This window comes from Bradyrhizobium sp., assembly GCF_036735945.1.
Classification (GTDB): Bacteria; Pseudomonadota; Alphaproteobacteria; order Rhizobiales; family Xanthobacteraceae; genus Bradyrhizobium.
Genome location: NZ_DAINNI010000138.1, coordinates 1 through 11,647, shown reverse-complemented (window position 1 = coordinate 11,647; position 11,647 = coordinate 1). Strand labels below are relative to the sequence as shown.

Genomic DNA, 11,647 nt, shown 5'->3' with positions numbered 1-11,647 from the left:
CGGAATATGTCATCGGCGACATGATCTCGCCGTTCAAGGCGGTGCTCGGCGGCGATTACAAGGTGGTGGAAAAGCGCCTGCTCGCGGCGATCCACATGCGCTTCGGCCTGCCGGCGGTTCTCGCCGATGAGATCACCAAGGCCATCAAGGCCGCCGACCGCGGCGCCGCCTATCTCGAGGCCACCCATCTGGCCGGCTTCTCTGAAAGCGAAGCCAGGCGCCTGTTCGGCAGGGACCCCGGCCTGCCCGAGTCCACGGTGCGCGACTATCTGACGCCGTGGACTGCGGCGCGGGCCGAAAAGCAGTTTTTGGCGCGATTCAACCTGCTGCTCGGTTGAACGGGCGCCGCAAACCTGCTTTCACCGCCCGGTCACCGGCCCTATAATCGCGGCAAAAGCCTGCCAGGGAACGCTTCGAAGGATTGCCATGCTTCACGTCTGCTCGCTTGCCGCACTGCCCGAAACCGTGCGGGCCACCGGCGCCAGCCACATTCTGACCGTGATGGCCAATGTCGATCAGGTGCAGCGTCCGGCTTCGGTGCTCGAGGCCAATCACCTCCGCGTTTCGCTGGACGACATCACCGAGCAGATGGACGGCTTCGTCGCGCCCTCGGTCGACCATATCGAGCGGGTCCTCAATTTCGTCCGCGGCTGGGACCGCAGCGCGCCGATGGTGGTGCACTGCTATGCCGGCATCAGCCGCTCGACGGCGAGCGCCTTCGCGGCCGCCTGCGCGCTCAATCCGCACCGTGACGAGATCGAGATCGCCCGGCAAATTCGCGCCCGCTCGGCGATCGCCTCGCCCAACCGGCTGATCGTCAGCCTCGCCGACAAGGCGCTGGGGCGCGAGGGACGGATGCTGCGCGCGCTCGACGAAATGGGCCCCGGCAGCATGACCGTCGAGGGCCGGCCCTTCCAGCTCGACCTGGAATAGAAGCTGTGCACTCCAGGGAATGTGGCACGAAAGAGCCATATCCCTGATGGCGAAGCGTGCGACATTCCCTCCTTGATTTGAACTTTTAGCGGGCAAAGCCCCACACAGGAGTGCAGCCAGGCCGCCGACGCCCGGTTAACGCCCTGACGCGCCGCCGGAGGCCTGATGTTCGAAGACCCCTTCACTTTTTTCGCGCTGGTGATCGCGATCGTGGCCCTGATTTTCGCGCGAAAGGCGATGAATCAGGTTGCGGAATTGCGCCGGCGCGTGGAGGCCCTCCAGGCAATGCCTGCCACGGCCGCTGCGCCGCCTCCGCTATCGCCGCTTGAAGCATTTGAGCGCACCCTTCCACCGGTTTCGGCCGAGGTCACGCCGACGCCGCCGCCCATTCCTGCAGGGGTCGCAAGCGCCACCCCGATTGCGCCGGCCGAGACCAACGAGCAGGCGGCGGACGCGCCACCTCCGCCCCTGCCGCAGCCCGGCCGCGGCTTCGAGGAAACCATCGGCACGCGCTGGGTGGTGTGGGTCGGCGGCCTGACGCTCGCCCTCGGCGGATTCTTCATGGTCAAATACTCGATCGAGGCCGACCTGCTCGGCCCCGAAGTGCGCGTCATACTTGGCGGCCTGTTCGCGCTGGCGCTGCTGCTTGCCGGCGAGTGGATGCGGCGCAAGGAGAGCCTGTCTTCCATCGCAGCGCTGCCGATCGCCAACATTCCGGCGATCCTGACCGCGGCCGGAACGGCGGCGGCATTCGCGACGGTGTACGCCGCCTATGCGCTCTACGGCTTCCTGGTGCCCGCGACCGCATTCATCCTGCTTGCGATGGTGGCGCTCGGCACGCTGGCCGCAGCGCTGCTGCACGGCCCCGCACTGGCCGGACTCGGCATCGTCGGCGCCTTCGTGACGCCGATCCTGGTCTCATCGGGCAAGCCGGACTACTGGGCGCTCTACGTCTATCTTGCGATCGTCACCGCAGCGGCCTTCGGCCTGGCGCGCGTGAGGATGTGGCGCTGGCTCGCGGTCACGACGATCGCCTTCGCGCTGCTGTGGACCTTCCCCTGCCTGCAATGCGGCCCCGAGATCGTCGGCCCACATGCGTTCCACGTGCTCGTCGGCTTTGTTCTGGCTGCGCTGCTCGTGGTGTGCGGCTTCATGTTCGGCCCGCCCGCCGACGCCGGCGAAGTCGAGCCGATCTCATCGGGCTCGCTCGCGGCCTATCTGCTCGGCGCCACGCTGATCGTGCAGAACAGTTTTCATGCCGATACGGCCATGATCGTGTTCGGCCTGATGGTGGCCGGCAGCCTGCTGGTGGCCTGGCGCAGCGATGCGGCGGCCGGCGCCGTCGGCGCCGCCGCCGTGCTGGTCTTCGTCGTGTTCGCCGAATGGGCCATTCGCGCCAATCCCGACATGCTGGTGCTGCCCGGCGGGCCGCTGCAGGGCATCGGCCCGAATCCCACGGACGGATCGGTGTCGCTGCATCTGATATCGGCGGCGATCTTCGCCGCAGGCTTCGGCATCGCCGGATTCATGGCACAGGGCCGATTCACCGGGCCGGTGATACCGGTGATCTGGTCGGCTGCCGCGGTGTTCACGCCGCTGGCACTTCTGGTCGCGCTCTACGCCCGCATCGCGCATCTCGATCGCTCGATCCCGTTCGCGATTGTCGCGGTTCTGCTGGCGGCCGCCAATGCCGCCGCGACCGAGATCCTCAGCAAGCGCGAGGACCGTCCCGGGTTGCAGGCCGCCATCGCGCTGTTTGCGACCGGAACCCTCGCTGCGCTGGCTCTGGCGCTGACCTTTGCGCTGGAGAAAGGCTGGCTCACGATTGCGCTTGCGCTGATGTCGGCGGGCACGGCGTGGATCTCGACGCAGCGGCCGATCGCGTTCCTGCGCACCCTGGCTGCCCTCCTCGCCGGCATCGTGGTGCTGCGCATCGGCTACGAGCCGCGCATCGTCGGCCAGGCTGTCGGCACCACGCCGATCTTCAACTGGCTGTTGTGGGGCTATGGCATCCCGGCGGCATCGTTCTGGGCGGGCAGCATCCTGTTGCGCCGCGGCGGCGACGACGGACCACTCAGGACCGTGGAATCGGCGGCGATCCTGTTCACGGTGCTGCTGGCATTCATGCAGATCCGTCACGCCGTCAACCATGGCGACGTCTATCGCGCGAGCGCTGGACTCACTGAGGTCGCGCTGCAGGTCTGCGTCGCGCTCGCCATGGCGATCGGGCTGGAGCGGCTGCGCATCCGGACCGGCAGCGTCATTCACAACGCCGGCGCGATCCTGCTGACCGCCTTCGCCGGCCTTGCAACGGTGTTCGGGCTGCTGTTGTTCGAGAACCCGATGCTGCAGTGGATCGACATCGGTGGCATCGTGATCAACCTTTTGCTGCTCGGCTACGCCCTGCCCGCGGTGCTCGCGCTGCTGTTGTCCTATGCCGTGGCGGGCCGCCGTCCCGTCGCCTATGCCAACACGATCGCGGGCGCAGCGCTCGTTCTGGCGCTGGCCTATGTGACGTTCCAGATCAGGCGAATCTATCACGGCCCGACGATCGCGACCGGCCCGACCACCGGCGCCGAACAGTACACCTATTCGATCGCGTATCTCGCCTTCGGCGTGGCATTGCTCGGCATCGGCATTATCTTCAACTCGCAGCGCGCGCGGCTGGCGTCGGCGGTCGTCATCGGGCTGACGATCCTGAAGGCCTTCCTGATCGACATGTCGACGCTGACCGGCGTCTATCGCGCGCTGTCCTTCATGTGCCTCGGCCTGGTGCTGGTGGCGATCGGCTGGCTCTACCAGCGGATCCTGTTCCGCAGGCAGGCGCTGCCGCCGGTCGCGCCGGCGACATCGGCGGGTGGTTGATCAGGCTGCCCTGACCGATTCGAGGAATTTGGCAACCTCGCCCCTGAGACGGTTGCTGTCGCCCGACAGCATCTGCGCCGCCGAGAGAACGTGCGATGACGCACTCTCCGTTTCGGTAGCGCCGCGCTGCACGTCGGTGATGTTGGACGAGACCATCTGCGTACCCTGCGCCGCCTGCTGCACGTTGCGCGAGATTTCCTGCGTCGCCGCGCCCTGCTCTTCCACGGCAGCCGCAATCGCCGAGGAAATCTCCGACAGCCGCGAGATGGTGCCGGAGATCTCCTGGATCGCGCCGACCGAGTCCTGCGTCGCCGCCTGAATGCCGGTGATCTGCTGGCCGATCTCGCCGGTCGCCTTCGCCGTCTGTTCGGCCAGCGCCTTCACTTCGGACGCGACGACCGCGAAACCACGGCCGGCCTCGCCGGCGCGCGCCGCCTCGATGGTCGCGTTCAGCGCCAACAGATTGGTCTGGCCCGCGATGTTGTTGATCAGTTCGATCACGTCGCCGATGCGTGCGGCGGCCTTCGACAATTCACCGACCCGGTCGTTGGTTCTTGCCGCCTGACCCACGGCTTCGCTTGCCATCCGCGCGGATTCCTGCACCTGCCGGCTGATCTCGGTGACCGAGGACGCCATTTCCTCGGTAGCTGAGGCGACCGACTGCACGTTGGTGGAAGCTTCCTCCGAGGCCGAGGCGACGGTGGTCGCGAGTTCCTGCGCGCGCTCGGCCGTCGCGGTCAGCGTGCCCGCGGAAGCCTCAAGCTCGGTCGAGGCCGAGGAAACGGTTTCGACGATCTGGCCGATCATGGCTTCGAAATTCCGCGTGATGCTGTCGACGCGGCGGCCGCGCTCGATCTTGGCTTCAGCATCGACGGCTGCAGCCTCATCGGCCGCCTTCTTGGCGATCAACGCGTCCTTGAAGACCTGCAGCGCGTCCGCCATGGCGCCGATTTCGGTCTTCTCGCCGCGACGCATCACTTCGGCAGACAGGTCGCCGTTTCCGAGCGCCTGCATCGGCTTCACGATGGAAGCAATGCCGCGCGAGAGATCGCGGACGAGATACACTCCGATCGCGACGCCGCTGATGATGACGGCCGCGACAATGCCGAGGACCATCCAGAATGCGAAGTTATAGCCTTCAGCGGCCTCCCTGGTCGCAGTGGCCGCGCCCTTGTTGTTCAGGTCGATCGCTCTCTCCAGAATCACATCGGATTCAGCGGCGATGACGGCAACCTTCTTGGAGATGGCCTCGCTCGCTTCATGTGGAATGCGCCCGATGCTGCCGCGCGACAGTTCGATCACTTCCTGAACGCCGGTGATGTACTTGTCCCAGGCGCGGCCCCAGTTCTCGTAGATCGAGCGCTCGTCGGCAGAAGTGATCATCGGCTCGTAAGCCTTGCGGTCTCTGGCAATCCGCTCGAGGATGCCGGCAAGCCGCTTGTCGTTGGCGGCCTTCGCCTCCAGCGTTTCCGCCATGACGTGGGCACGAAGCGCGACGCGGAACAGGTTGATATCGGTGCGTAATTCGCCGAGCACCCGGACGCTCGGCAGCCAGCCCGAGGCGATTTCCACCGTATGGGTGTTGATCATCTGCATGCTGCGGATCGCCAGAAGGCCCATGCCGGACATCGCGACCAGCATGAAGGCGATCACGGCAATGACCTTGGCGCGGATGGAAAGTGCAGACATGGCTGGCCCTCGTTGGCTGGCTACAGAACAGAACTGGCGCCGCTGAAACTGAGGAACTGCCCTCAATCTTCAATGCGCCGGGAATATTCGGCAACCCTAGGCGCCAGCTTCCAAGCATTTGTTAATTGGAACCCCGTAGAATTACCGGGATGTGAGCGCGCGTCGGATCGAGCGTCAGCTCACGGATTCGGCAATCAGGCGAATCCTGAACACGGGCTTCTTGGCTTCGTCGAGAAGCTCCATCTTCCATTCGGCGTTCTGTTTCAGGCTGCGCGAAAGGCTGCCGAGAAGGTTGCCGCAGACCCTGGTCATTTCGGCCCAGGCGGCTTCCCGGCTTTCGAATTCGGATCCCTGATCGGATGCGCCCGCGTAGCGGCCATGGCTGATCCGAAAAAAATACAGCGGCATGAGCGATCTCATTTGTTGGGCCGCCTCCCGGCCTCTTTTGCCGGCACCACTTCCAACGAGATTCGCTACCAGCACATGAATGCGCCCGCCCGTATGACTACGGGTCCGGGCCGGTCGACCAGCATCCGCCGGGCGGCTGGATGCCGGTTGTCAGTTTCGCCAGACGTACCTCGGGATCATTCCGTCGAGCGGCGCAACTCGGGGGCGCTCTCGGCCTTGGCGGATTCCTTCGCCGGCTCGGACTTCACCGGCTCGAGCTTGGCGCTTTCGACCGCCGGCGTTTCGACCCGCGCCGTCACTTCGGCACGTGCTTCGGCCGCCGCGCGCGCCTCCTCCCGATCCCGGCGATGCAGCGAGCGCGGCCGCGCAACGGAGCGCGCCATCAGCATCTGCGAGGCGCCCTGGTGGCGGAAATCGCAATAGGCGAAGCCCATGCCCGAGACCGAGCCACGGAACGAGCGGTCGTCGCGCTTGTCGATATTGAAGCACGGTTCGAACGGCAGGCCCTTGATGGAAGCACAGACCGCCTGTCCGCGGATCTGCAGCGTGTTGCCGGGCAGGCGCACGTGGCGGATCGGGCCGGAGCCGCTGAACTGGATCGAACCGGCCGCGCCGAGATCATCGAGGATGCGGCCGGCGCCACGGGTGCCGTCGAAACAGGTGAAGGCGAAAACCTTGCCACTGACAAACCTGCGCGCCTCGTCGGCGTTCATCATCCCGGCCACCGCGGGAACGATCGTCGCGACTGCCGTAACGGCCCCCAGAACCAAACGCGCAAGCATGCAGCTACTCCAACTTTACAAGAGCGCGGGCGCCCGCCTCGGCCTGAGCAGGAAACCGGGACCCCAACGTACCGGACACATGCTGCAGGCCTTTACCCGCTGCTTACCATACCAACCGTGGCGACATTGAAGCACACTGGTTGGTAAAGTCTGAACATCGTTAGACAATTTTTACCACGATTCGACCGCGTACCTGGCCGGCAAGGATTTGTGCGCCGGTTCCGATGACTTGGTCAAGGTTAATTTCCTGAGTAATATCAGCAAGTTTCTTCTTATCCAGGTCGGTGGCGAGCCGATTCCAGGCCAGTTTGCGCTGGGGCAGCGGGCGCATCACGGAGTCGATGCCCAGAAGGCACACCCCCCGCAAAATAAATGGCGCGACCGAGGACGGCAGGTCCATCCCTGCGGCCAGGCCACAGGCCGCGATGGCGCCGCCATATTTCGTCATCGAGAGCAGGTTGGCGAGCGTGGTCGAGCCGACGCTGTCGACGCCGCCGGCCCAGCGCTCCCCGGCCAGCGGCTTGGCTGCGCCTGCGAGTTCGGCGCGGTCGATGACCTCGGCGGCGCCGAGGCCTTTGAGATAGTCGGCCTCCGACATCCGCCCGGTGGACGCGATCACGTGGTAACCGAGTTTCGAAAGCACGGCGGTGGCGACCGAGCCGACGCCGCCAGCCGCGCCCGTCACCACGACCGGGCCGCTGTTCGGCGTCAGGCCGTGCTTCTCCAGCGCCAGCACCGACAGCATCGCCGTGTAGCCGGCGGTGCCGATCGCCATCGCTTCGCGCGCCGACATGCCCTCCGGCAGCCGCACCAGCCAGTCGCCCTTGACGCGCGCCTTCTCGGCATAGGCGCCGAGATGGGTTTCGCCCATGCCCCAGCCGTTGCAGACGACCCTGTCACCGGCCTTCCAGTCCGGATGCGAGGATTGTTCGACGGTGCCCGCGAAATCGATGCCGGCGATCATCGGGAAGCGCCGCACCACCGGGGCCTTGCCGGTGACGGCCAGACCATCCTTGTAGTTCAGCGTCGACCACTCGACCGCGACGGTGACGTCGCCGTCCATCAACTCGGCTTCGTCGAACTGCGCCAGTGCAGCGGTAGTGCCCTTCTCTGCCTTGTCGATCCTGATGGCCTTGAACGTTGCCATGGCACACTCCCCGGGTTGTTCCTTGTCGGAGAGTGTTTACCGCATCAGGCGGGTTGTGCAACCGCCCGCGCCACCGGCCGCTCGACGATCGGCAGGTTGATCAGCGCGGACAGCACGCCGAACAGGATCGAGAGCCACCAGATCGGCGTGTAGGAGCCGTACTGCTCGAACACGACGCCGCCGAGCCAGACGCCGAGGAAGCCGCCGACCTGATGGCTGACGAAGGCAAAGCCGTAGAGCGTTGCGAACCATCGCGTGCCGAACATCAGCGCCACCAGCGCCGAGGTCGGCGGCACCGTCGAGAGCCAGGTCAGGCCGGTTGCGGCGCCGAACACGATCGCCGAGAAGGTCGAGATCGGAAACGAGATGAAGGCCATGATCGACAGCGCGCGGCCAAGATAGATCAGCGAGAGGATGTAGCGCTTCGGATATCTGTTCTGCAGCCAGCCGACGCTGAGCGAGCCGATGATGTTGAAGAGACCGATGGCGGCGACCACCCAGCCGCCGGTCTGCGAGGAGACGCCACGATCGGCGAGATAGGCCGGCAGATGCACGGTGATGAAGGCAAGCTGAAAGCCGCAGGTGAAGAAGCCGAGCACCAGCAGGACGTAGGAGCGATGTCCGAATGCTTCGGCGAGCGCGGTCTTGAACGATTGTTCGTCCGCGGCGCGCTCGTGGGACGGCGCCGCCGGCGGCGTTGCGATCACCAGCGACAGCGGCACGATCAGCAGCATCAGCAGCGCAAACACCGTCAGCGCCGGCTGCCAGCCGAAATTGTCGATCATCGCGACGCCGAACGGCGCGAACAGGAACTGGCCGAACGAGCCGGCCGCGGTGCCGAAGCCGAGCGCGATGCCGCGCCGCTCCGGTGGCAGCAGCTTGCTGAACGCCGACAGCACCAGGTTGAACGAACAGCCCGACAGGCCGAAGCCGATCAGGACGCCGGCGCCGAGATTGAGCGAAAGCGGCGTCGTGGAATAGCGCATCAGGAGAAGACCGGCGGCATAGAGCAGCGCGCCGACGATCATCACCCGCACGATGCCGAAGCGATCGGCGATCGCGCCGGCGATCGGCTGGCCGAGGCCCCACAACAGGTTCTGCAGCGCGATCGCAAGACCGAAGACGTCGCGGCCCCAGGCGAACTCACGACTCATCGGCTGAACGAAGAAGCCGAGCGTCGAGCGCGGGCCGAAGCTGAGCAGCGCGATCAGGCAGCCGCAGATCATGATCACCAGCGGGGTTCGCCAGTTGCCAGGCCCGGAAGATGGATGAAGGTCGCCGTTCGCTGCCGCCATGTATTCCCCCTGGACATTCCGCGCCCGGAACTGCCGTGCGGAAGATCACGGTGAATTAATGCAGATGCATGAATACCCCAAGGGGCGCGGCAGAAAAATTTTTCGCTGCAGGGCTGATCTGCAAAATTGGCGAGGACAATCAGAGCAATTTGGCGAGGCGTGGTGAGCGTAGCCTGGATGGAGCGAAGCGAAATCCGGGGCAGTTTGCGCCGCGGATCGTCCGACCCCGGATTGCGCTTCGCTCCATCCGGGCTACTGCGACGGAGAGACTTACCGCTTCACGCTCGCCTGCTCGGCCGAGCTTTGCGCGGCTTCGGCCAGCCTTGCGGAAATCGCCGCCGTCTCGGCGGCCGTGCCCCAGCTCGGCGCATCGCTGCCGTTACCCCATGCGCGCGGCCGATAGAAAGTATGCACGCCGGTCTTGTACATCTTCTTCATTTCACTGACCCAGGACGGGCGCACCCAGTAGGCGTGATAGTGCGTCGACTTGTCGACCTCCGGCAGCCAGAGCTGGCCGTCGAGCATCGCCCTGGCGATCTTCTTCGCCCGCTCCCACATGTCGGGCTCGCGGATCACGTCCTTGTTGTTGTCGCAGGCGAAGGTGAACTGGCACGCCAGGTGGCGATGCTTGTTCTGGTAGACCACGCCGCACACGGTCTCCGGATATTTGCCGGAGAAGGCGCGGTTCAGCACCACCTGCGCCACCGCGATCTGGCCACGCACGGCTTCGCCGCGGGCTTCGAAGTAGACGGCTTCAGCGAGACACTTTTCCGACTTGGCGCGCGATTTGTCGTCGAACAGGCCGAGCCGCTCGGCCGGCGTCTTGGCACGCTGGTTGTCGGCGTTGACCTCGCCCTTCGGCGCGACGCTCTCGCCCATCTCGCCGGCGCGCACCGGACCGTCGGCATCGACCGGAAGCGAGGCCATCATCTTCATGTCGGGATCGGAACGCGCAGCCGGCATCACGATGACCGGCTCCTCGCCGGGCTGCCAGCGCTCGATGCTCTCGGGCGAGCCGAGCGACGAACCGAAGAACAGGCTCGAGGTCTTGAACGAAAAGCCATCGCGCGGTCGCGCAGGCTCGGCCGCCTTGGGCGCGGCATCGGGCGCGGCCTTGACCTCGTCATGCGGCTTGCTCTGGGGCGAAAGCGACATGTCGAGCGGCGGCGCGCTGAGCGCAGCCTGCAGTTCGGGATCGAGCGGCGCGCGCTCGACCGGCGCCGTCTCGGCAGTCCTGGCGCCCTTGACCAATGCGTTCGAATTCGCGGGATCCTCGATCGCCGGCGCGCGCCCGGCAGGGACGACCGTTTCCACGGGCGCAGGCGGCGGCACCACGAGGCGATCGCCCTTCAGCGTGCGATCCACCGTGGGAAATTCAGCGGCCTGATAGCGCGGCGGCGGCGCGGCGAGCGGATTGCGCGTCACCGATCCCGTGATGTCGATGCCCTGATGATCGAGACTGGCCAGGCGGTAGGTCGCGGTCTGCGGCGAGGAGGTTCCGATCGGGCGGCCGAAGGAGAAAGTGGCGACCTGAATGGTGCCTGCGGACGAGAACACCCGCTTCTGCCAACGCTCGGCGATGCCCGGCTGGCGAGCCAGCAGCGAAGCGATATCCTGATATCCGATCTCGGTCGGCATCAATGCGAAGACGCACAGACCGAGGCCGAAGGACGCAAACCGCGCGCCCTTCGGCTGGTTACGCAACACAAACATCGATACGCTCACGCAACGCTTACTGGGACCGAACGTCAGTACATCCGTGCAATTCGATCTTTTTTGTTGGTATCGAATTTAGGTTGCCGGGTAGTTAATCGGCGTGGCCGGCGTGTAACACGCAAGACATCGCCCGATTTCTGCAGACCGTATGAGAAACGTTGGTAAACGGCTGCTCGATGAAAGTGGTAAATATCCCGTCAACGAAAATGATGAAGAAATTTTTGCACCGGTGCGCGCGAAGAGCATCGAGTTCCAATTCGCTCTATCGCACTCAGCGGTCACTCTCGCACGAAAGCAAATGCCCGGGACAGGCCCGGGCATGATGTCGTTGCATGAAACCTTGCAGCGGACTTACGCCTGGCTCTCGATCTTCTTGCCGAGCGCGGCCTGCGCTGCGGCGAGGCGCGCAATCGGCACGCGGTACGGTGAGCACGAGACGTAGTCGAGACCGATCTCGTGGCAGAACGCCACCGAAGCGGGATCGCCGCCGTGCTCGCCGCAGATGCCGACCTTCAGATTGGGCCGTGTCTTGCGGCCGCGGGCAACGCCGATCTTCACGAGCTCGCCGACGCCATCGCGATCGACCGAGATGAACGGATCGATCTCCAGGATGCCCTTGCTGACATAGGTGCCGAGGAAGCTCGCGGCGTCGTCGCGGCTGATGCCGTAGGTCGTCTGTGTCAGGTCGTTGGTGCCGAACGAGAAGAACTCAGCGGTCTGGGCGACGTCGCCGGCCATCAGGCAGGCGCGCGGCAACTCGATCATGGTGCCGACCTGGTAGGCGAGCTTCTTGCCGGTTTCCTTCATCACCG

9 protein-coding genes and 1 pseudogene are annotated in these 11,647 nt (G+C 65.4%); 3 read left to right on the top strand and 7 right to left on the bottom strand.

Annotation, left to right across the window (positions count from 1 at the left end; all coding sequences use genetic code 11):
- From V7E26_RS26115 to V7E26_RS26105, 3 genes and pseudogenes are all read left to right on the top strand, one after another.
- Positions 1–338 (top strand): annotated as a pseudogene (locus V7E26_RS26115) (hydrolase); the annotation flags it as partial.
- Positions 339–426: 88 nt separating this feature from the next.
- A complete protein-coding gene (locus V7E26_RS26110; protein ID WP_324421848.1) occupies positions 427–933 on the top strand; it encodes a tyrosine phosphatase family protein in 507 nt (168 codons plus the stop codon).
- Positions 934–1,098: 165 nt separating this feature from the next.
- Positions 1,099–3,798 carry a DUF2339 domain-containing protein gene (locus V7E26_RS26105; RefSeq protein ID WP_324421846.1) on the top strand — a complete coding sequence of 900 codons (2,700 nt, stop codon included), beginning with the start codon at positions 1,099–1,101 and terminating at the stop codon, positions 3,796–3,798.
- Here V7E26_RS26105 and V7E26_RS26100 read toward each other — a convergent pair whose 3' ends face one another.
- The 7 genes from V7E26_RS26100 to V7E26_RS26070 all read right to left on the bottom strand — a co-directional run.
- Positions 3,799–5,487, bottom strand: coding sequence for a methyl-accepting chemotaxis protein (locus V7E26_RS26100; RefSeq protein ID WP_324421844.1), 1,689 nt, complete (start codon positions 5,485–5,487; stop codon positions 3,799–3,801). It lies immediately after the preceding gene.
- Positions 5,488–5,661: 174 nt separating this feature from the next.
- Positions 5,662–5,895: a DUF6894 family protein gene (locus V7E26_RS26095; RefSeq protein WP_324421850.1), complete on the bottom strand. Its 234-nt coding sequence runs from the start codon at positions 5,893–5,895 to the stop codon at positions 5,662–5,664.
- Between the two features lie 176 nt (positions 5,896–6,071).
- On the bottom strand, positions 6,072–6,677 hold the full coding sequence (locus tag V7E26_RS26090; RefSeq protein WP_324421842.1) for a hypothetical protein: 606 nt from the start codon (positions 6,675–6,677) through the stop codon (positions 6,072–6,074).
- A 160-nt stretch (positions 6,678–6,837) separates the two neighbouring features.
- Positions 6,838–7,824: an acrylyl-CoA reductase (NADPH) gene (gene acuI, locus V7E26_RS26085; RefSeq protein ID WP_324421840.1), complete on the bottom strand. Its 987-nt coding sequence runs from the start codon at positions 7,822–7,824 to the stop codon at positions 6,838–6,840.
- A 44-nt stretch (positions 7,825–7,868) separates the two neighbouring features.
- A complete protein-coding gene (locus V7E26_RS26080; protein WP_324421838.1) occupies positions 7,869–9,119 on the bottom strand; it encodes an MFS transporter in 1,251 nt (416 codons plus the stop codon).
- 270 nt (positions 9,120–9,389) lie between these two features.
- A complete protein-coding gene (locus V7E26_RS26075; RefSeq protein WP_324421835.1) occupies positions 9,390–10,832 on the bottom strand; it encodes a cell wall hydrolase in 1,443 nt (480 codons plus the stop codon).
- A gap of 354 nt (positions 10,833–11,186) precedes the next feature.
- On the bottom strand, positions 11,187–11,647 hold a 461-nt coding region (locus tag V7E26_RS26070; protein ID WP_324421833.1), incomplete at its 5' end, for a putative PEP-binding protein.